At 74.0% G+C, this 20,801-nt stretch carries 14 protein-coding genes and 1 pseudogene; 11 read left to right on the top strand and 4 right to left on the bottom strand.

Translation table 11 applies throughout. The features are described from left to right. The first annotated feature begins 97 nt into the window (after positions 1-97). From leuS to ACFP1Z_RS08395, 5 genes and pseudogenes are all read left to right on the top strand, one after another. Positions 98-2,947 (top strand): leucine--tRNA ligase, encoded by a 2,850-nt coding sequence (leuS, locus tag ACFP1Z_RS08415; protein ID WP_390315292.1) that lies wholly within the window; start codon positions 98-100, stop codon positions 2,945-2,947. Between the two features lie 233 nt (positions 2,948-3,180). Beyond that, a complete protein-coding gene (locus tag ACFP1Z_RS08410; protein WP_390315291.1) occupies positions 3,181-3,930 on the top strand; it encodes a TraB/GumN family protein in 750 nt (249 codons plus the stop codon). A 130-nt stretch (positions 3,931-4,060) separates the two neighbouring features. Next, on the top strand, positions 4,061-4,906 hold the full coding sequence (locus ACFP1Z_RS08405; RefSeq protein ID WP_390315290.1) for a DegV family protein: 846 nt from the start codon (positions 4,061-4,063) through the stop codon (positions 4,904-4,906). A 146-nt stretch (positions 4,907-5,052) separates the two neighbouring features. Then, positions 5,053-6,126: a ComEA family DNA-binding protein gene (locus tag ACFP1Z_RS08400; RefSeq protein WP_390315289.1), complete on the top strand. Its 1,074-nt coding sequence runs from the start codon at positions 5,053-5,055 to the stop codon at positions 6,124-6,126. Next, positions 6,123-8,897, top strand: a pseudogene (locus ACFP1Z_RS08395) (ComEC/Rec2 family competence protein); the annotation flags it as partial. The gene ACFP1Z_RS08400 and the pseudogene ACFP1Z_RS08395, both read left to right, overlap by 4 nt. Position 8,898: 1 nt before the next feature. On the opposite strand, the gene ACFP1Z_RS08390 reads toward ACFP1Z_RS08395, so the two are convergent. Next, a complete protein-coding gene (locus ACFP1Z_RS08390; protein WP_390315527.1) occupies positions 8,899-9,126 on the bottom strand; it encodes a hypothetical protein in 228 nt (75 codons plus the stop codon). A gap of 169 nt (positions 9,127-9,295) precedes the next feature. Between ACFP1Z_RS08390 and holA the strand changes: the two genes are divergently transcribed. Beyond that, the gene (holA, locus tag ACFP1Z_RS08385) at positions 9,296-10,282 is read left to right on the top strand and encodes a DNA polymerase III subunit delta (protein WP_390315288.1); all 987 of its coding nucleotides are present in this window, start codon (positions 9,296-9,298) and stop codon (positions 10,280-10,282) included. Positions 10,283-10,581: 299 nt separating this feature from the next. Here the strand turns inward: holA and rpsT are convergent, their stop codons facing one another. Then, on the bottom strand, positions 10,582-10,842 hold the full coding sequence (gene rpsT, locus ACFP1Z_RS08380) for a 30S ribosomal protein S20 (protein WP_390315287.1): 261 nt from the start codon (positions 10,840-10,842) through the stop codon (positions 10,582-10,584). A gap of 208 nt (positions 10,843-11,050) precedes the next feature. On the opposite strand from rpsT, the gene lepA reads away from it, so the two are divergent. From lepA to hemW, 3 genes are all read left to right on the top strand, one after another. Further along, positions 11,051-12,916 (top strand): translation elongation factor 4, encoded by a 1,866-nt coding sequence (gene lepA / locus ACFP1Z_RS08375; RefSeq protein ID WP_390315286.1) that lies wholly within the window; start codon positions 11,051-11,053, stop codon positions 12,914-12,916. 248 nt (positions 12,917-13,164) lie between these two features. Then, complete coding sequence (locus ACFP1Z_RS08370) at positions 13,165-15,054, top strand: AMP-dependent synthetase/ligase (protein ID WP_390315285.1); 1,890 nt, start codon at positions 13,165-13,167, stop codon at positions 15,052-15,054. Between the two features lie 455 nt (positions 15,055-15,509). Beyond that, complete coding sequence (gene hemW, locus ACFP1Z_RS08365; RefSeq protein ID WP_390315284.1) at positions 15,510-16,742, top strand: radical SAM family heme chaperone HemW; 1,233 nt, start codon at positions 15,510-15,512, stop codon at positions 16,740-16,742. Positions 16,743-16,826: 84 nt separating this feature from the next. On the opposite strand, the gene ACFP1Z_RS08360 is transcribed toward hemW, so the two are convergent. Then, on the bottom strand, positions 16,827-17,657 hold the full coding sequence (locus ACFP1Z_RS08360; protein ID WP_390315283.1) for a DUF3097 domain-containing protein: 831 nt from the start codon (positions 17,655-17,657) through the stop codon (positions 16,827-16,829). A 76-nt stretch (positions 17,658-17,733) separates the two neighbouring features. Further along, positions 17,734-18,498 (bottom strand): MBL fold metallo-hydrolase, encoded by a 765-nt coding sequence (locus ACFP1Z_RS08355; RefSeq protein WP_390315282.1) that lies wholly within the window; start codon positions 18,496-18,498, stop codon positions 17,734-17,736. A gap of 151 nt (positions 18,499-18,649) precedes the next feature. On the opposite strand from ACFP1Z_RS08355, the gene hrcA reads away from it, so the two are divergent. Both hrcA and dnaJ read left to right on the top strand, forming a co-directional pair. Then, positions 18,650-19,666: a heat-inducible transcriptional repressor HrcA gene (hrcA, locus tag ACFP1Z_RS08350; protein WP_390315281.1), complete on the top strand. Its 1,017-nt coding sequence runs from the start codon at positions 18,650-18,652 to the stop codon at positions 19,664-19,666. After that, the gene (gene dnaJ, locus ACFP1Z_RS08345) at positions 19,667-20,800 is read left to right on the top strand and encodes a molecular chaperone DnaJ (RefSeq protein WP_390315280.1); all 1,134 of its coding nucleotides are present in this window, start codon (positions 19,667-19,669) and stop codon (positions 20,798-20,800) included. It begins immediately after the preceding gene. Position 20,801: the final 1 nt, after the last annotated feature.

The following is a 20,801-nucleotide window of genomic DNA, read 5'->3' as shown; positions in this document are numbered from 1 at the left end:
GGCGTCCCCTCCTGTGCGAGGGGATTTTTCATTTCCTGAACATTTCACGGAATACGGCACCCGCAGGCAGAGACGACGATCTGGAGCTTTGAGGACGATGAGCGAGACCACCACCGCCGCCGAGGCGGCTGCCCCGCACCGCTACACGGCCGCGCTGGCCGCCGACATCGAGGCACGCTGGCAGGACGTCTGGGACGCGGAGGGCACCTACGACGCCCCCAACCCGAGCGGTGAGCTGGCCGGCGACCCGGAGACCGTCGCCCGGCCCAAGAAGTTCATCATGGACATGTTCCCGTACCCCTCCGGTGCGGGCCTGCACGTCGGCCACCCGCTGGGCTACATCGCCACCGACGTCTACGCGCGCTACCACCGCATGACGGGCCACAACGTCCTGCACACCCTGGGCTTCGACGCCTTCGGCCTGCCCGCCGAGCAGTACGCCGTGCAGACCGGCACGCACCCGCGGGTCTCCACCGAGGCCAACATGGAGAACATGAAGGCCCAGCTGCGCCGGCTGGGTCTGGGCCACGACAAGCGCCGGTCCTTCGCCACGATCGACCCGGACTACTACAAGTGGACCCAGTGGATCTTCCTGCAGATCTTCAACGCCTGGTACGACCCCGAGGCGAGGAAGGCCCGCCCGATCGGCGAGCTGGTCGAGCAGTTCGAGCGCGGCGAGCGCGAGGTCCCCGGCGGCCGGGCCTGGAGCGGGCTGACCGCCCGTGAGCGCGCCGACGTCCTGGGCGAGTACCGCCTGGCGTACGCCTCCGACGCGCCCGTCAACTGGTGCCCCGGCCTGGGCACCGTCCTGGCCAACGAGGAGGTCACCGCCGACGGCCGTTCCGAGCGCGGCAACTTCCCCGTCTTCAAGGCCAAGCTGCGCCAGTGGAACATGCGCATCACCGCCTACGCGGACCGCCTGCTGGAGGACCTGGAACCGCTGGACTGGCCCGAGGCCATCAAGCTGCAGCAGCGCAACTGGATCGGCCGCAGCGAGGGCGCCCGCCTCGACTTCGTGGCCGCCGGCCGCGACGAGAAGATCACCGTCTTCACCACCCGCCCCGACACCGTCTTCGGCGCCACCTACATGGTGCTGGCCCCCGAGCACGAACTGGTCGACGCGATCGTGCCCGCCGAGTGGCCGCAGGGCACCAAGGACGCCTGGACCGGCGGTGCCCGTACCCCGGCCGACGCCGTCGCCGCCTACCGCAAGCAGGCGGAGGCCAAGACCGACGTCGAGCGGCAGACCGAGGGCAAGGACAAGACCGGCGTCTTCACCGGCGCGTACGCCGTCAACCCGGTCACCGGCGAGGAGATCCCCGTCTTCGTCGCCGACTACGTGCTGATGGGCTACGGCACCGGCGCGATCATGGCGGTGCCCGGACAGGACGAGCGGGACTGGGAGTTCGCGACCGCTTTCGAGCTGCCGGTCGTGCGTACCGTCGCGCCGCCGGAGGGCTGGGAGGGCGAGGCCTACACCGGCCAGGGCCCGGCCATCAACTCCGCCAACGACAAGCTGGACCTCAACGGCATGGACGTCGCCGAGGCCAAGCGCACGGCGATCGCCTGGATCACCGAGCAGGGCATCGGCGAGGGCACCGTCAACTACCGGCTGCGCGACTGGCTGTTCAGCCGCCAGCGCTACTGGGGCGAGCCCTTCCCGATCGTCTACGACGAGGACGGCGTCGCCCACGCGCTGCCCGAGTCGATGCTGCCGCTGGAGCTGCCCGAGGTCGACGACTACTCCCCGCGCACCTTCGACCCGGACGACGCGGACACCTCCCCGGAGACCCCGCTGTCCCGCAACGAGGACTGGGTCGACGTCGAGCTGGACCTGGGCGACGGCCCCAAGCGCTACCGCCGCGAGACCAACACCATGCCCAACTGGGCCGGTTCGTGCTGGTACGAGCTGCGCTACCTGGACCCGCACAACAGCGAGCAGCTGGTCGCCCCCGACGCCGAGCGCTACTGGATGGGCCCGCGCGAGGGACAGCCGCTGGGCGGCGTCGACCTGTATGTCGGCGGCGCCGAGCATGCCGTGCTGCACCTGCTGTACGCCCGCTTCTGGTCGAAGATGCTCTTCGACCTGGGGCACATCTCCTCGGCGGAGCCGTTCCACAAGCTGTTCAACCAGGGCATGATCCAGGCGTACGTCTACCGTGACGCGCGGGGCATCGCCGTACCGGCCGCCGAGGTCGAGGAGCGCGACGGCGGCGCCTTCTACTACGAGGGCGGCAAGGTCAGCCGGCTGCTGGGCAAGATGGGCAAGTCCCTGAAGAACGCCGTCACTCCGGACGAGATCTGCGCCGAGTACGGGGCCGACACCCTGCGCCTGTACGAGATGGCGATGGGCCCGCTGGACGTCTCCCGCCCCTGGGACACGCGTGCCGTCGTGGGCCAGTACCGGCTGCTGCAGCGCCTGTGGCGCAACGTCGTCGACGAAGCCACCGGCGAGGTCACGGTCGTCGACACCGAGCCCGACGAGGCGATGCTGCGCGCCGTGCACAAGGCCGTCGACGGCATGGGCCAGGACATGGCGAACCTGCGCTTCAACACCGCCATCGCCAAGTTCACCGAGCTGAACAACTACGTGACCAAGCAGCGCGAGGTGCCGCGCTGGGCCGCCGAGCGGCTGGTGCTGCTGGTGGCGCCGCTGGCCCCGCACATCGCCGAGGAGCTGTGGCGGCGCCTGGGGCACACCGGCTCGGTCGTCCACCAGGACTTCCCCGTGGCCGACCCCGCCTACCTGGTCGACGAGAGCGTCACCTGCGTCGTCCAGATCAAGGGCAAGGTCCGGGCCCGCCTGGAGGTCGCCCCGTCGATCTCCGAGGAGGAGCTGGAGCGCACCGCGCTGGCCGACCCGGCGGTCGTCGCCGCCCTGGGCGGCGCCGGTATCCGCAAGGTCATCGTGCGCGCGCCGAAGCTGGTGAACATCGTTCCCGCGTGACGCACGCGGCGGGGGTGTGAGCTGATGCCGCCGAGGCGGCATCAGGGCATCCCCTACGGGGCGGGGCACGGTCTCTCCGGGCAGGTTGCGGGTTCTTCCGGAACCCGCGGCCTGCCCGGCCCCGTTACCGTGGAGACAGCACCAGCGGAGCCGGGGCGTGCGGGAGCCGGGCTCCGCCACACAGAGGTCCGCCTGGTCGACCCGCCGTCCGTCGAGCCTGCCGAGGAGCACCCATGGAAGCCGTGGCCGTGATCGTCGCACTGATCTTCGCGGCCCTGGTGGCGCTCGGGGTGTTCGCCACCGTCAAGACGGTACGGGCCGTCAAGCGCGGTGTGGACCGTACGGTCACCCAGGCCCGCCGCACCGTCGAGGACACCCGGCTCAAGGCCCGCACCTACGCGCAGCCCGGCCCGGCCGGGGAGGTCGCCCAGCTGCGGCTGTCCCTGCGCACCACGATGCGCGCCACCCAGGAGGCCCTGCGCGGCGCCGCCCCCGAGGACCCCTCGCTCTCCGAGGCCCTGGCCCTCTTCGAGCGGCTCAGCGAGCACGGCCACGAGCTCGACGACGACCTCAGGCGCCTGGAGACCGAGCCGAACAAGGAACGGCTCGCTGCCCGCCTCGCGGAGCTGCGCGAGCGCACGGAGCAGATCAGGAGCTCGGCGGAGGAGCTGCGCTGGGCCGCGCAGGACCGGGCCCGGCGCTTCGCCGACGACGATCTGCAGTCGCTGGGCGACCAGATTCGCATGGAGGCGGGTGCGCTGCGCCACTGGACCAAGGAGCCGGACGAGCCCGTGGCGGCCCCCGATCCGGCCGCCGGGAGCGCGGCGGGAGGTGCCGCCGGGGGCCCGGCCGGGGCGGGCGCGCCCGGCGCCGGACCGGCGGCCGGGCAGGGCCCGGAGCCGCGCGCGATCACCGGGCGCGAGCCCTGGCGGCAGCCCGGCTACTCCTGGCAGAAGACGCGCCGCCCGGAGGGCACGGGCTGAGGGCCCGGGTTCTGAAGGCCCGAAGGTCTCTACCCGATGCCGGGCCGCGCTGTCCGGCGCTCCGGGCGCACGATCACGCGCACGGGGGCCGCTCTGCCGCGAGGAGGCACCGGCGGGTAATCTCCCGAGCATGTCCCGCCACGTCGCTGTCGTCACCGATTCCACGGCCTATCTGCCGGAGCAGACGAGCAGGCGGCACCGGATCAGCGTCGTCCCGCTGACGGTCGTGCTCGGCGAGGAGGCGCTGGAGGAGGGCACCGGCGTCTCGGCCCGCTCGGTCGCCCAGGCCCTGCAGAAGCGCAGGCCGGTGACCACCTCGCGGCCCGGCCCCGAGGTCTTCGCGGCCGCCTACCGGGCGGCGGCCGAGTCCGGGGCGCAGGGCATCGTCTCGCTCCATCTGTCGGCCGAGTTCTCCGGCACCTACGACGCGGCCCTCCTCGCGGCCCGCGAGGCGCCGGTGCCGGTACGGGTCGTGGACAGCGGCATGGTGGCCATGGCCCTGGGCTTCTGCGCGCTGGCCGCCGCCGGGGTCGCGGAGGCCGGCGGCACCCTCGACGAGGCCGTCGCGGCCGCCGAGAAGCGCGCGCAGAGCACGGCCGCGTACTTCTACGTCGACACCCTCGACTATCTGCGCCGGGGCGGCCGCATCGGCGCGGCCCAGGCCCTGCTGGGGTCGGCGCTCGCGGTCAAGCCCCTGCTCCAACTGGACGGCGGGCGCATCGAGTTGCGGGAGAAGGTCCGTACGGCGTCGAAGGCCATCGCCCGCCTTGAGGAGCTCGCCGTGGAGCGGGCCGGTGCCGCCTCCGTCGACGTCGCCGTCCACCACCTGGCCGCCCCCGAGCGCGCCGAGGCGCTCGCGGAGCACCTGCGGGAACGGGTGCCGGGGCTGGCGGAGTTGCATGTCAGCGAGGTCGGTGCGGTGATCGGGGCGCACACGGGGCCGGGGCTGGTGGGCGTGGTGGTCTCGCCGAGGTAGGCGGGGCGGCGGGGGCACTCGGTCCGGCGCGGCTGTTCCGGCCGGATCTCACCCGTCCGGGTGGCGGGGTTTTCCACAACTGCCGGGTTTTCCACGGAAATCGGGGCGTCTCAGCGGGATCGGGCGGATACCCCTACGGTCGGGGCATGACCGATCACGCGAACACGGGTACGGGGGCGGGCGCCGGCGCCGCCATGGACACTGCCGCGCTCGAACATCCCGCCGGGGACGGCGGGTTCGGGACGCGGGACCGTGCGGCGGCGCTCTTCGCGGGGGCTGCGCCGACCGCGCCGGGGTCGCTGGCACATGGCACTCCCTCGGGCGGCTGGGGCCGGGAAGGCCCCGTGGCCGCCGGGGTCCGCGAGCCATCGGAAGGCGTCAACGACGCCCGCGTCGGCGGGACATGGCCGGTGCGGGGCGGTGCGGACCCGCCCGGCGGGCCGGGGAAGGGATCCAACGGCGTCCGTCGGGGGCCGGGTTGGCGGCTCGCCGTGTGGGAGCGGCTGCCGGTGTGGGTGCAACTGCGGTGCGGCATCGAGCCGAAGACCCTCATGGCGCTGTGCGTCGTCCTGGCCGCCGCGTGCGCCTTCGCCGTCCACCACTTCTGGACGGGCCGCCCGCAGGCCGTGCCGGAACCGGACCGGGAGACGCCCGCGGCGGCCGTCGCGCCGACGGCGGCGCCGTCGGCCGGGGGAGGGCCGGCGGCGGGTGCGACGGGGGCCGGGCCGGCTGCCGGGGCGGCGCGCACGGGCGGGACGGTCGTCGTGGACGTGGCCGGGAAGGTGCGGCAGCCGGGGATCCAGCGGCTGCCCGCCGGTTCGCGGGTCGCCGACGCGCTCGCCGCCGCGGGCGGCCCCGGGCCGGGGACGGACGTGACCGGCCTCAACCGGGCGAGGGTCCTCGCCGACGGCGAGCAGATCGTGGTGGGCGTCACCCCGCCGCCGGGTGCGGGGTCGGCCGGGGCGCCGGGAGGGGCGGGCGCGGCACCGGCAGTTCCCGGCGCGTCCGGCGCGGCTGCCCGCCCCGGCGGCCCGGTGAGTCTCAACACGGCGACGCTGGAACAGTTGGACGCCCTGCCGGGGGTGGGCCCCGCGCTCGCCCAGCACATCCTCGACTACCGCACACAGCACGGCGGTTTCCGCTCCGTGGACGAGCTCCGCCAGGTCCACGGCATCGGCGCCCGCCGCTTCGCCGAACTCCGCCCCCTGGTCCAGCCATGAGCCGAGGCAAGGAGGCGCGACGCCCCGGGAGCCCCGCCCCGCCCCGGGAGGGCCCGGGAGCGGGCCGTGCCACCCCGCACGACCTGCGACTGGCCGTCCCCGCGTGCGCGGCCTGGGCCGCAGCGGCCTGGGCCCTGGACGCGGCTGCCGGCACGGTGGCCGTCGCCGTGACCACGGGGACGCTCGCGGCGCTGCTGCTGCTCCACCGGTCGCGCCGGCACGCACCGGGCGTGGTGGCGGGTGGCTGTGGGGACGGGGGTGCGGGGGTGTCGGTGGGCCGCCCGGCTGTGACTGCGGGTGTCGGCGGGGGAGTTGCCGTGCCGGGCGCGGCCACGGGAGTTCGCGGGGGCACGGGCGCAGCGTGCCCGGGCGGCCGCCCGGCTGTGACTGCCGCGCCCTCGGGCGCCGACAGGGGAGTCGCCGCACCGGGTTCCGGGGCCACGGGCGGTGCGGCGGCTCCCGTGGGCTGCGCGGCCGTGGGCTCCCTGCCGTCAGCCGGTGCGGTCGGCCCGGCCCCGCGCCCCCGGAGGGCGCTCTTCTCCCGGTATCCGGGGGCCGTCGTCGCGGTCGCCGCCGTGCTGCTGTGTGCCGTGGCCGGGGCGAGTGCCGCCGCGCTGCGGGCCGCCGACGGGCGCCGGGGGCCGCTGCCCGGGCTGGCCCGGCGGTCCGGGGTCGCCACCGTGGAGGTGACGGTCAGCGGGGATCCACGGGCCGCCCGGCCACGGGTGCGCGGAGCGGCCCGCGCGGAGCCCGTCGTCGTGGTGGAGGCCGAGGCCACCGAGGTCCTCACCCCCACGGGCGCGGTCGCGGTCCGGACGCCGGTGCTGCTGATCGCGCACCCCTCCTGGCTGGGGCTGCTGCCGTCCACACGCCTGCGGGTGACGGGCCGGCTCGCCCCGCCCCAGCGGGAGGGCGACCGTATCGCCGCCGTCGTGCGCGTGGCCGACCACGGGCCGCCGCGCGTCATCGAGGGACCCGATGCCGTACAGCGCCTCGCGGCCCGGCTCCGGGCGGGACTGCGGCGCGCCTCGGACGGGCTCGCGCCGGATGCCCGCGCGCTGCTCCCGGGGCTCGTCGTCGGGGACACCTCCCGCGTCCCGCCCGACCTCGAAGCCGCCTTCCGGGCCACGGATCTGACGCACCTGCTGGCCGTCTCGGGCGGCAACCTCGCCATCCTGATCGCCGTGCTCATCGGCCCGCCCCACCTCGCGGCACGGGCCGAACGCCGGGGGCTCGCCGCCCGGTTGGGGATCCCGCTGCGGCTGACGTCGGTGCTCGGGGCGGGGCTCGTGCTGGTCTTCGTCGTGGTGTGCCGGCCGGACCCCAGCGTGCTGCGGGCGGCCGCCTGCGGTCTGATCACGCTGCTCGCGCTCGGCACGGGCCGGCGCCGCAGTCTGCTGCCCGCACTCGCGGCCGCCGTCCTGCTGCTGGTGCTCTACGACCCGTGGCTGGCCCGCAGTTACGGCTTCCTGCTGTCCGTTCTGGCCACTGGCGCCCTGCTGACGGTCGCGCCCGGCTGGGGCGACGCCCTGCGGCGCCAGGGGGTGCCGCCGCGCCTCGCGGAGGCCCTCGCGGCGACGGCCGCCGCGCAGGCCGTGTGCGCACCGGTGATCGTCGCGCTGTCGGCGCGGGTCAGCCTGGTGGCCGTGCCGTGCAATCTGCTGGCGGAGGCGGCGGTGGCGCCCGCCACGGTCCTCGGTTTCGCGGCGCTCGTCGTCGCCCCGCTCGCGATGCCGCTCGCGAAGTGCCTGGCCTGGCTCGCGGGTTGGCCCACGTCCTGGGCCGCCGCCGTGGCCCGTACGGGTGCCGGCCTGCCCGGCGCGGAGCTCGGCTGGCCGGGCGGCCTGCCCGGCGCCCTGCTGCTCGCCGCGGCCACCGGGGCGGCCGTGCTCGCCGCGCCCCGGCTGCTGCGACGGCCCTGGGCGTGCGCGGTCTGCGCGCTGCTCCTGCTGCTGGCGGTGCTGCGGCCGGTTCCGCTGACGCGGTTCGTGACCGGCTGGCCGCCGCCGGACTGGCGCTTCGTCGCGTGCGACGTGGGGCAGGGGGACGCCCTCGTCCTCGCGGCGGGGGAGGGCACGGCCGTCGTCGTGGACGCGGGTCCCGAGCCGAGGGCCGTCGACCGGTGCCTGCGTGTCCTCGGGGTCGAGCGGGTGCCGCTCGTCGTGCTGACGCATTTCCACGCCGATCACGTCGACGGGCTGCCCGGGGTGCTGCGGGGCCGGGCGGTCGGGGCGATCGAGACGACGTCGTTCGAGCGGCCGGAGGGGCAGGCCGCGTTCGTCCGCGCGACGGCGCGGCACGCGCGGGTGCCGGTGACGGCGGCCGCGCCGGGGGAGCGGCGGCGTCTGGGCGGGCTGTCCTGGGAGGTGCTGTGGCCGCCGCCGGCGGGCACGTCCCCGGCGGCGGAGGACGGCCCCAACGACGCCAGCGTCACCCTGCTCGTCCACAGCGGCCGGCTGACCCTGCTGCTGCTCGGGGACCTCGAACCGCCCGCCCAGCAGGCCCTGTCGACGGCCCGCCCCGGGCTGCCGCCCGTCGACGTGCTCAAGGTCGCCCACCACGGTTCCGCCCACCAGGACCCGCAGTTGCTGCGCCGGCTCCGCCCGCGGCTGGCCGTCGTGTCGGTGGGCGCGGGCAATCCGTACCGGCACCCCTCGCCCCGGACGCTCGCCGCGCTCCGGGCGGGCGGCGCGGCCGTCCTGCGCACCGACACCGACGGCCCGGTCGCGGTGACGGGAGCGGCGGCGGCCGTCACGGCCGGCCGCCGCCGGGTCACTCGGTCTCCAGCCAGCCCTCGTACTCGTCGGCCAGCTCGCGCAGCGCCGCCCGGTCCAGTTCGCCGTCGGGGTCCTCCAGGACCACCAGCCACTGCGCGTCCTCGGCGTCGTCCTCGCCCGCCAGGGCCTCCCGGACGATCTGCGGCTCCTCGTCGAGGCCGAAGCGCCGGACCGCCTCGTCGGCGGCCTCCTCGGCGGCCTCCCGGTCGGGGAGCACCAGCAACAGCCGCTCGGAGAGAGGCTCCCGGGCAGACGAAGCAGACGAAGGGGACGGCGAAGCCGAGGAGGATGAAGCCGAGGAAGAGGAAGGAGTGCTGCTCACACGCTCATTGTGCGATACGGGCGAACGGCCGCGACGGGGGGTGTCGGTGCCGCGTGGGATGCTGGACGCGATGGCCAGGAAGACTGCAACCGACGACCCCCTCGCCCCCGTCACGCTCGCCGTGGGCCAGGAGGATCTCCTGCTGGACCGTGCCGTGCGCGAGGTGGTGACGGCCGCCCGTGCCGCCGACGCGGACACCGATGTGCGTGAGCTCACGCCCGACGCCCTCCAGCCCGGCACGCTCGCCGAGCTGACCAGCCCCTCGCTGTTCGCCGAGCGCAAGGTCGTGGTCGTGCGCAACGCGCAGGATCTGTCGGCGGACACGATCAAGGACGTCAAGAGCTATCTCGCGGCGCCCGCCGAGGAGATCACGCTGGTGCTGCTGCACGCCGGCGGGGCCAAGGGCAAGGGCCTGCTGGACGCGGCCCGCAAGGCGGGGGCCCGCGAGGTCGCCTGCCCGAAGATGACCAAGCCCGCCGACCGGCTCGCGTTCGTCCGCGCCGAGTTCCGCGGCCTGGGCCGCTCCGCGACCCCCGAGGCCTGCCAGGCGCTGGTGGACGCGATCGGCAGCGACCTGCGCGAGCTGGCGAGCGCGTGCGCGCAGCTCGCCGCCGATGTCGAGGGCACCATCGACGAGGCCGTCGTCGGGCGCTACTACACCGGCCGCGCCGAGGCGTCGAGTTTCACCGTCGCCGACCGGGCGGTCGAGGGCCGGGCGGCCGAGGCCCTGGAGGCGCTGCGGTGGGCGCTGGCGACGGGCGTCGCGCCCGTGCTGATCACCAGTGCCCTCGCGCAGGGGGTGCGCTCCATCGGCAAGCTCGCCTCCGCGCCGCGGGGGGCCCGGCCGGGGGATCTGGCCCGGGAGCTGGGGATGCCGCCGTGGAAGATCGACCGGGTGCGGCAGCAGATGCGCGGCTGGTCGGCGGACGGGGTCGCGACGGCGCTGCGGGCGGTCGCCGAGGCGGACGCCGGGGTCAAGGGCGGGGGCGACGACCCCGAGTACGCCCTGGAGAAGGCCGTGGTGGCGGTGGCGCGGGCGGCCCGCAGCGGCAGATGAGTCCGCCGCCCGGGGCCCCGCCCCGGCGCCGGCCCTCGAACGCACAGAGTCCCGGAACGCACAGAGACCGGAAACGCACAAAGGCCCCGCGCCCGCCCGGGGAAAGGGCGGGCACGGGGCCTCGTGATCGTTCAGTGAGCCGTCAGGCTCCTGCCGCACCCGCGTGGCGAACGACCGCGTGCGGCACGGGGGGCCGGGACGGAGCGGCTGAGAGAGGGGTCCGCTGGGGTCCGTACCGGTGGGTTCCGAAGAGCTCGCGCCCTTCGGAGGGCCGGGGCTCGCACCCCGGCGGGGCCGCCTTACTTGGCGGCGACCAGCTTGGCCAGCGCCGACTTCTTGTTGGCGGCGGCGTTCTGGTGGATGACGCCCTTGCTCGCGGCCTTGTCCAGCTTCTTGCCGGCCAGGCGGACGGCGGCGACGGCCTTCTCGGTGTCGCCGGAGGCGATGGCCTCACGGGCCGAGCGGATGGCGGTCTTGACCGAGGACTTGACGGCCTTGTTGCGCAGGCGCGCCTTCTCGTTGGTCTTGTTCCGCTTGATCTGGGACTTGATGTTCGCCACGAAAAGAGCCTTTTCAGGTTCGTTGGAGTTCGTAAAGCGCCCGCGCGTGTGAGAGGGCACGCCAGGCACAGTGGTCCAGGCTACCAGCAGGCCTCGTGCCCTCCCAAACCGGACGACCGGCGCCGCTCATGGGACGATGGGAGGCGTCGTATACCCGACTCCCGCCGAGACTGGCGTACCAACGCCGAAGTCACCGAATGGATCCTGCGTGCCCGCGACCCCTACCAACGTGCCCGAGCCGAGCCGTACCGACCCGGCTCTGATCCGTAACTTCTGCATCATCGCGCACATCGACCATGGCAAGTCGACGCTCGCCGACCGGATGCTCCAGCTGACCGGCGTGGTCGACCAGCGGCAGATGCGCGCGCAGTACCTCGACCGGATGGACATCGAGCGCGAGCGCGGCATCACGATCAAGTCCCAGGCGGTCCGTCTGCCCTGGGCGCCGAGCGAGGACGAGTCGGGGACGACTCATATCCTCAACATGATCGACACCCCGGGCCACGTCGACTTCACCTACGAGGTCTCCCGCTCCCTCGCCGCGTGCGAGGGCTGCATCCTCCTCGTCGACGCCGCGCAGGGCATCGAGGCCCAGACTCTCGCCAACCTCTACCTGGCGATGGAGAACGACCTCACGATCATCCCGGTCCTCAACAAGATCGACCTGCCTGCCGCCCAGCCGGAGAAGTTCGCCGCCGAGCTCGCGAACCTCGTCGGCTGCGCGCCGGAGGACGTCCTGAAGGTCTCCGCCAAGACCGGCGTCGGCGTGCCCGAGCTGCTCGACCGCGTCGTGCGCGACGTACCGGCCCCGGTGGGCGTCAAGGACGCCCCCGCCCGCGCGATGATCTTCGACTCGGTCTACGACGCCTACCGGGGCGTCGTCACCTACGTCAAGGTCGTCGACGGCACGCTGAACAAGCGCGAGCGCATCAAGATGATGTCCACCGGCGCGGCCCACGAGCTGCTGGAGATCGGCACGAACTCGCCCGAGATGCTGCCGGCCGACGGCCTGTCCGTCGGTGAGGTGGGCTATCTGATCACGGGTGTGAAGGACGTCCGCCAGTCCAAGGTCGGTGACACCATCACCCAGTTCCAGGGCGGTGCCACCGAGGCGCTCGGCGGCTACAAGGACCCCAAGCCGATGGTGTTCTCGGGCCTGTACCCGCTGGACGGCTCCGACTACCCGGAGCTGCGCGAGGCCCTGGACAAGCTGCAGCTCAACGACGCCGCGCTGGTCTACGAGCCGGAGACCTCCGCGGCCCTCGGCTTCGGTTTCCGCGTGGGCTTCCTCGGGCTGCTGCACCTGGAGGTCATCCGCGAGCGCCTGGAGCGCGAGTTCGGCCTCGACCTGATCGCCACTGCCCCGAACGTGATCTACCGCGTGATCATGGAGGACGGCAGCGAGTGCGAGGTCACCAACCCCAGCGAGTTCCCCACCGGCAAGATCGCCGAGGTGCACGAGCCGGTCGTACGGGCCACGATCCTGGCCCCCAGCGAGTTCATCGGCGCGATCATGGAGCTGTGCCAGACCCGGCGCGGTGTCCTGCTCGGCATGGACTACCTCTCTGAGGACCGTGTCGAGATCCGCTACACGCTGCCGCTCGCCGAGGTCGTCTTCGACTTCTTCGACCAGCTGAAGTCCAAGACCCGCGGCTACGCCTCGCTGGACTACGAGCCCACCGGCGAGCAGATCTCCGACCTGGTCAAGGTCGACATCCTGCTGCACGGCGACAAGGTCGACGCGTTCTCCGCGATCACGCACAAGGACAAGGCGTACGCGTACGGCGTGCGGCTCGTCGCCAAGCTCCGGGAGCTCATCCCCCGGCAGAACTTCGAGGTGCCGATCCAGGCCGCCATCGGCTCGCGGGTCATCGCCCGTGAGACGGTCCGCGCCATCCGCAAGGACGTCCTCGCCAAGTGCTACGGCGGCGACATCTCCCGTAAGCGCAAGCTGCTGGAGAAGCAGAAGGAAGGCAAGAAGCGGATGAAGATGGTCGGCAGCGTGGAGGTGCCGCAGGAGGCGTTCATCGCGGTGCTCTCCAGCGACGAGGGCGGCGAGAAGGGCAAGAAGTAGCCCCCTGCCGGGGATGCCGCCGGAGACGCCGGCAACCCCGGCTCCGTCCCCCAAGGCCCGCCCGTCGCGGGCCCGTTGTACGGCCGTGAGCGCCCATCCCCGTGCCGGGGGCGGGCGCTCACGCGTACCCTCTCGGGAACGGGCGGCGCATACGGGCCCCTTACGCGGCGGCCCCGGGCGCCTTAGGCTGATCGTTGCCCCAAGGTTACTCGCGAGTCACCAGTAACGAGCCGGCCCCGGAGGACGCCGTGACCGAGACACAGGCTTTGATCGAGAACCGGCCGCCCTCCGTGGCGACGATCTTCCTCGACCGGGTGGAGGCGACACCCGACGCGGAGGCGTACCGCTATCCGGTTCCCCCCGCCTCCGGCAGCGGACCGGACGGCTGGGCCTCGCTCACCTGGCGCGCCGCCGCCGACCGCGTCTTCGCCATCGCGGCGGGGCTCGTCGGGCTCGGCGTGCGCCCCGAGGAACGGGTCGCGCTGGCCTCCTCGACCCGGGTCGAGTGGATCCTCGCGGACCTCGCCGTGCTGTGTTCCGGCGCGGCCACGACCACCGTCTACCCCAGCACCAACGCCGAGGAGACGGCCTACATCCTCGCCGACTCCGACAGCCGGGTACTCATCGCCGAGGACGCCGGGCAGCTCGCCAAGGCCCGTCAGTTCCGCGCCGAACTGCCCGGCCTCGCACACGTCGTGGTGATCGACGAGGACGGCGCGGCCCCCGCCGAGGGCGACCCCGAGGGCTGGGTGCTCTCGCTCGCCGAGCTGGAGCGGCGCGGCGCCGAGGAGCTGCGCCGCGACCCCGACGTCGTACGCGAGCGCGTCAAGGCCCTGCGCGCCGAGCAGTTGGCGACCCTGATCTACACCTCGGGAACGACCGGGCGCCCCAAGGGCGTCCGGCTGCCGCACGACTGCTGGTCGTACATGGCCCGGGCCGTCTCCACGACCGGGCTGGTGCGCCCGAGCGATGTGCAGTACCTGTGGCTGCCCCTCGCGCACGTCTTCGGCAAGGTGTTGACTGTCAGTCAGATCGGTACGGGGCATGTGTGCGCCGTCGACGGCCGGGTCGACAGGATCGTCACCAACCTGCCCGTTGTACGGCCCACGTACATGGCCGCCGTGCCCCGCATCTTCGAGAAGGTCTACAACGGGGTCGCGGCCCGGGCGCGCGAGGGCGGCGCCGCCAAGTACCGGATCTTCCAGTGGGCGGCGGGCGTCGCCCGCGAGTACGCGAGGACCTCGCAGGACAACTTCCGCCGCACCGGCAGCACCGCCGTCCCCTTCACCCTCGCCGCCAAGCACCGCGTCGCCGACGCGCTCGTCTACGCCAGGATCCGCGAGGCGTTCGGCGGGCGGCTGCGCGCCTGCGTCTCCGGGGCCTCCGCGCTCGCCCCCGACATCGGCTACTTCTTCGCCGGCGCCGGCATCCACGTCCTGGAGGGCTACGGCCTCACCGAGACCAGCGCCGCCAGCTTCGTCAACCCCCTGGACGCCTACCGCACCGGCACCGTCGGCAAGCCGCTGCCCGGTACCGAGGTACGCATCGCCGACGACGGCGAGGTCCTGCTGCGCGGCCCCGGCGTGATGGCCGGCTACCACGGGCAGCCCGAGCGGACCGCCGAAGTCCTCGAAAGCGACGGCTGGTTCCACACCGGCGACATCGGCGAGCTGTCCCCGGACGGCTATCTGCGCATCACCGACCGCAAGAAGGATCTGATCAAGACCTCCGGCGGCAAGTACGTGGCGCCCGCCGAGATCGAGGGCCGCTTCAAGGCCGTGTGCCCCTTCGTCTCCAACATCCTGGTGCACGGCGCCGACCGCAACTACTGCACCGCGCTCATCGCCCTCGACGAGCCCACCCTCCTGAAGTGGGCCGCCGACCACGGCCTGGGCGGGCACGATTACGCCGAGGTGGTCGCGGCGCGCGAGACCGAGGAGCTGATCGACGGCTATGTGCGGCGGCTCAACGAGGGCCTGCAGCGCTGGCAGACGATCAAGAAGTTCCGGCTGCTGCCGCGCGATCTGGACGTCGAACACGGCGAGCTCACCCCGAGCCTGAAGCTCAAGCGGCCCGTCGTCGAGCGCGAGTACAAGGACCTGATCGAGGAAATGTACGCGGGCACACGCGAGACGTGAGCCTTCCGGGGCGGAGCCCCGGGCCCTGCGAACGCGCTTCCGGGAGGCTTCCCGGGCGCCGCGCGATGCCGTGCCGGGTCCGGGCCGTCCGCTGCGGGCGGGGGCCCGGGAGCGCCGGCCCCTCCGGGGAGGGTTCCCGGCTCCTGCCCCCTCCCGGCCTGCCGGGAGCCCCCGTGGCCCGGGAAGGCGCTTTCCTGAGGCCGAGCGCCGCCGCGCCGCTCTGCCGCGCACCCTCCGGGCCCGGCCGCGCACCCCGAACGCCCGGCGCGCACCGAAGCCGGGCAGGCTGCCCGCCGAGCGGTTCCGGAGCCGGCGCTCCCGGTGGCGGACGTCCCCGCGAGCCCGGGATGCCCCCGGCGCCGGAGGCGCCCCCGTACCCCGGGCCGGTTTCCCCGGGCCCCGGCCCCGGTCCGCCGCCGGGTCCGGGACCCCGTCGCGTGCCGGACAATGGGGTCATGCCTTCCGTACTGCCCGACGGCGAACCCGTGCCCGAGAGCGGGGCGCTGCCCCCGCACGCCCTCGACGGCGCGGGGGCGCGGCCGCTCGGGTTCTATCTGCATGTGCCGTACTGCGCGACGCGCTGCGGGTACTGCGACTTCAACACCTACACCGCGAGCGAGCTGCGCGGCTCCGGCGGTGCGCTCGCCTCGCGCGACAACTACGCCGGCATCCTCGTCGAGGAGATCCGCCTGGCCCGCAAGATCCTCGGTGACGACCCCCGGCCCGTGACGACCGTCTTCGTCGGCGGCGGCACCCCCACCCTGCTGCCCGCCGCCGACCTCGTCGCGGCGCTGCGCGCGATCCGCGAGGAGTTCGGGTTCGCCGACGACGCGGAGATCACCACCGAGGCCAACCCGGAGTCCGTCACCCCCCGCTACCTCGCGGAACTGCGCGAGGGCGGCTTCAACCGGATCTCCTTCGGCATGCAGAGCGCCCGGCAGCACGTCCTGCGGATCCTCGACCGCACGCACACTCCCGGCCGTCCGGAGGCCTGTGTCGCCGAGGCCCGCGCCGCCGGTTTCGCGCATGTCAACCTCGACCTGATCTACGGCACGCCCGGCGAGAGCGACGAGGACTGGCGCGCGTCCCTGGACGCCGCGATCGGTGCGGGCCCGGACCACGTCTCCGCCTACGCCCTGATCGTCGAGGAGGGGACGCAGCTCGCCCGCCGGATCCGGCGCGGCGAGGTCCCCATGACCGACGACGACGTGCACGCCGACCGCTACCTCATCGCCGAGGAGGCGCTCACCGCCGCCGGCTTCCACTGGTACGAGGTCTCCAACTGGGCCACCAGCGAGGCCGGCCGCTGCCGCCACAACGAGCTGTACTGGCGCGGAGCCGACTGGTGGGGCGCCGGCCCCGGCGCGCACTCCCACGTCGGGGGCGTGCGGTGGTGGAACGTCAAGCATCCGGGCGCCTACGCGCAGGCCCTCGGCGAGGGCCGCTCCCCGGGCGCGGGCCGCGAGGTCCTCGGCGAGGAGGACCGGCGCGTGGAGCGCATCCTGCTCGAACTGCGCCTCGCCGCCGGCTGCCCGCTGTCCCTGCTCGCCCCGGCGGGCGCCCGCGCCGCCGAACGGGCCGTCGCCGACGGCCTGTTGGAGCCGGGGCCGTACGCGCGGGGGCGCGCCGTCCTGACGCTGCGCGGCCGTCTCCTCGCCGACGCCGTGGTCCGCGACCTCGTCGACTAGCGCCGCCCGATGAACGGCAGGCCGCAGGCCGGTCGCTCGTTGGGATGAACCGGTACGGGGCGGCCCGCCCCGTACCGGAGGGGCTCAACTCCCCACGGTCACATGGTCGATGAGCCGCTCCACCGCCCCCAGCAGATCCGGCTCCAGGTCCTTGTACGAGCGCACCGACGCGAGGATCCGCTGCCAGGCGGCCCCCGTGTGCTCCGGCCAGCCGAGGGCCCGGCACACGCCCGTCTTCCAGTCCTGCCCGTGCGGTACCGACGGCCAGCGCGCGATGCCCACCGAGGACGGCTTGACCGCCTGCCACACGTCGACGTACCGGTGGCCGACGACCAGCACGTTCTCGTCGGTCACCGACGCGGCGATCCGGGACTCCTTGGAACCCGGCACGAGGTGGTCCACCAGCACGCCCAGCCGGGCGTCCGGTCCCGGCGCGAAGGAGCGGACGACGGCGGGCAGGTCGTCGATGCCCTCCAGGTACTCCACGACCACGCCCTCGATGCGCAGGTCGTCGCCCCACACCCGCTCCACGAGCTCCGCGTCGTGGCGCCCCTCGACATAGATGCGCCCCGCGCGCGCCACCCGCGCCCGCGCCCCGGGCACGGCGATCGACCCCGACGCGGTCCGGCCCGGCCCCTGCGGGGCGGCGGGCCGCGCGGCGGGCCGGACGAGCGTGACGACCCGCCCCTCCAGCAGGAAGCCCCGCGGCTCCATGGGGAAGACCCGGTGCTTGCCGAAGCGGTCCTCCAGGGTGACCGTCGGCCCCTGTGCCGTCTTCTCGCAGCGGATCACCGCCCCGCAGAAGCCCGTCGAGACCTCCTCGACCACGAGGTCCACCTCCGCCGGCACCTCGGGGGCGGGCTGCTGCCGCTTCCAGGGAGGGGTCAGGTCCGGGCCGTAGTGTCGCTCGCGCATGGGGGCCATTCTCGCCCCGTACGGGATCTTCCTGTCACCCCGTCACGTACGGCCCGTACGCGCCCGCCGCCGCCCGTCACCCCTCCCCGTACCGCGCCGCGAGCACCGCGCGCTGCTCGCGCACGAAGCGGGCGTCGACCACGGCGCCGTGCCCCGGCACGTACAGCGCGTCCTCGCCGCCGAGCGCGAGCAGCCGGTCGAGCGTGGCGGGCCAGCGGGCGGGCAGCGCGTCCGGTCCCGCCTGGGGCTCGCCCGACTCCTCCACCAGGTCCCCGCAGAACAGCACGGCCGGGCCGCCCGTCCCGGTGACCAGGACGGCCAGGTCGTGCGCGGTGTGCCCGGGGCCGACGGCGGCCAGCAGCGCCCGCACCCCGCCGCCCAGGTCCAGCGTCAGCTCCCCGGCGACCTCGTGCCCGGGCCGTACCAGCAGCTCGCACGCCTCGGCCGCCGCCCGCGGGTCCGCCCCGTGCCGTACGGCGTCCGCGCGCAGCTCCTCGCGCCCGCGCGACAGCGCCTCCGCGAGCCCCGCCGCCCCGTACACCCGCACTCCCGCGAACGCCGCCGTCCCCAGCACATGATCGAAATGCGGGTGCGTGAGAGCGATGTGCGTCACGCGGCGGCCGCACAGCTCCTCGGCCTCCCGGCGGATCTCCGCGCCCTCCCGCAGCGACGAGCCGGTGTCCACGACGAGCACGCCCGACGCCCCGGCGGCCACCCCCGCGGTCGCGTCCCAGCCGGGCAGTCTGCGCCGCGCCACCCCTGGCGCGAGACGCTCCCACCGCGCCGCCGCCGGCCCCTCGTGCGCCCCGTCGTGTGCCCCGCCGTCCGCTGTGCTGTGCATACCCGGACGCTACCCGGCGGACGGTCGGCGGGGACCGCTCTTGCCCTGCCCACGGGGCCCGGCCGTACACTGACGGGAGGGATTTGGCACTCGTGACCTCTGAGTGCCAGGGACCGACCCCCGAGAGACGAACGGACTGGAGGTGCGCGCAATGCTGAGCGAACGGAGGCTCGAAGTGTTGCGCGCCATCGTCCAGGACTATGTGGGCACCGAGGAGCCGGTCGGCTCCAAGGCCCTCACCGAGCGGCACCGCCTGGGTGTCTCGCCCGCCACGGTGCGCAACGACATGGCCGCGCTGGAGGAGGAGGGCTTCATCGCCCAGCCCCACACGAGCGCCGGCCGCATCCCGACCGACAAGGGCTACCGGCTCTTCGTCGACCGGCTGGCGGGCATCAAGCCCCTGTCCCCGCCCGAGCGGCGCGCCATCCAGAACTTCCTGGACGGCGCCGTCGACCTCGACGACGTGGTCAGCCGCACCGTGCGGCTGCTCGCCCAGCTGACCCGGCAGGTCGCGGTCGTGCAGTACCCCTCACTGTCCCGGTCGACGGTGCGTCATGTGGAGCTGCTCGCCCTCGCGCCGGCCCGGGTGATGCTCGTCGTGATCACGGACACCGGCCGGGTCGAGCAGCGCATGGTCGACTGCCCGGCGCCGATCGGCGAGACCGCGCTGGCGGACCTGCGGGCGCGGCTCAACAGCCGGGTCGTGGGCCACCGTTTCACCGAGGTGCCGCAGCTCGTGCAGGACCTCCCGGAGGCCTTCGAGCAGGACGACCGAGGAACCGTTTCCACAGTCGTCACGACCCTGCTGGAGACCCTCGTCGAGGAGACCGAGGAGCGGCTGATCATCGGCGGCACCGCCAATCTCACCCGCTTCGGCCACGACTTCCCGCTGACCATCCGGCCCGTGCTGGAGGCGCTGGAGGAGCAGGTCGTCCTGCTTCGGCTGCTGGGCGAGGCCACGGACTCGGGCATGACGGTGCGCATCGGCCATGAGAACGCCCACGAGGGGCTGAACTCCACATCCGTCGTCGCCGTCGGCTACGGTTCGGGCGACGAGGCTGTAGCCAAACTCGGCGTGGTCGGACCGACCCGCATGGACTACCCCGGAACGATGGGAGCGGTACGCGCAGTGGCACGTTACGTCGGACAGATCCTGGCGGAGTCGTAAGTGGCCACGGATTACTACGCGGTCCTGGGCGTCCGGCGCGATGCCTCGCAGGACGAGATCAAGAAGGCGTTCCGCCGGCTCGCCCGGGAGCTGCACCCGGATGTCAATCCGGACCCGAAGACCCAGGAGCGGTTCAAGGAGATCAACGCCGCCTACGAGGTGCTCTCGGACCCGCAGAAGAAGCAGGTCTACGACCTCGGCGGCGACCCCCTGTCCAACTCCGGCGGTGCCGGGGCGGGCGGCTTCGGCGCGGGCTTCGGCAACTTCTCGGACATCATGGACGCGTTCTTCGGGCAGGCGACGCAGCGCGGCCCGCGCTCGCGCACCCGGCGCGGCCAGGACGCCATGATCCGGCTCGAAGTCTCCCTGGACGAGGCCGCGTTCGGCACGACCAAGGAGATCCAGGTCGACACCGCCGTCGTCTGCACCACGTGCAGCGGCGAGGGCGCCGCCCCCGGCACCTCCGCGCAGACCTGTGACATGTGCCGCGGCCGCGGCGAGGTCTCCCAGGTCACCCGCTCCTTCCTCGGCCAGGTCATGACCTCCCGGCCGTGCCCGCAGTGCCAGGGCTTCGGCACGGTCGTGCCGACCCCGTGCCCGGAGTGCGCCGGTGACGGCCGGGTCCGCTCGCGCCGCACCCTCACCGTCAAGATCCCGGCGGGTGTGGACAACGGCACCCGCATCCAGCTCGCGGGCGAGGGCGAGGTCGGCCCGGGCGGCGGTCCGGCGGGCGATCTGTACGTGGAGATCCGCGAGAAGCCGCACCAGGTCTTCCAGCGGCGCGGCGACGATCTGCACTGCACGGTCACCATCCCGATGACGGCGGCGGCGCTCGGCACGAAGGTGCCGCTGGAGACCCTGGACGGCCCCGAGGAGATCGACATCCGTCCGGGCACCCAGTCCGGCCAGTCGATCCCGCTGCACCAGCGCGGTGTCACGCACCTGCGCGGCGGCGGCCGCGGTGATCTCGTCGTGCACGTCGAGGTGATCACCCCGGCCAAGCTCGACGCGCAGCAGGAGGAGCTCCTGCGCCAGCTGGCGAAGCTGCGCGGCGAGGAGCGGCCGATGGGCGAGTTCAAGCCGGGGCAGCAGGGGTTGTTCTCCCGTCTGAAGGATGCGTTCAACGGGCGGTAGC

Origin of the sequence: Streptomyces gamaensis (genome assembly GCF_042656465.1) — a bacterium.
Taxonomy (GTDB): domain Bacteria; phylum Actinomycetota; class Actinomycetes; order Streptomycetales; family Streptomycetaceae; genus Streptomyces; species Streptomyces gamaensis.
Note: the sequence above shows the minus strand (reverse complement) of the source record. Positions and strands in the feature narration are given on the sequence as shown.

Excerpts from the sequence above, each read along its gene's own strand:
- leuS (WP_390315292.1), top strand. The coding sequence starts at position 98 with ATGAGCGAGACCACCACCGCCGCCGAGGCGGCTGCCCCGCACCGCTAC.
- ACFP1Z_RS08410 (WP_390315291.1), top strand. The coding sequence starts at position 3,181 with ATGGAAGCCGTGGCCGTGATCGTCGCACTGATCTTCGCGGCCCTGGTG.
- ACFP1Z_RS08405 (WP_390315290.1), top strand. The coding sequence starts at position 4,061 with ATGTCCCGCCACGTCGCTGTCGTCACCGATTCCACGGCCTATCTGCCG.
- ACFP1Z_RS08400 (WP_390315289.1), top strand. The coding sequence starts at position 5,053 with ATGACCGATCACGCGAACACGGGTACGGGGGCGGGCGCCGGCGCCGCC.
- holA (WP_390315288.1), top strand. The coding sequence starts at position 9,296 with ATGGCCAGGAAGACTGCAACCGACGACCCCCTCGCCCCCGTCACGCTC.
- hemW (WP_390315284.1), top strand. The coding sequence starts at position 15,510 with ATGCCTTCCGTACTGCCCGACGGCGAACCCGTGCCCGAGAGCGGGGCG.
- ACFP1Z_RS08360 (WP_390315283.1), bottom strand. The coding sequence starts at position 17,657 with ATGCGCGAGCGACACTACGGCCCGGACCTGACCCCTCCCTGGAAGCGG.
- ACFP1Z_RS08355 (WP_390315282.1), bottom strand. The coding sequence starts at position 18,498 with ATGCACAGCACAGCGGACGGCGGGGCACACGACGGGGCGCACGAGGGG.
- hrcA (WP_390315281.1), top strand. The coding sequence starts at position 18,650 with ATGCTGAGCGAACGGAGGCTCGAAGTGTTGCGCGCCATCGTCCAGGAC.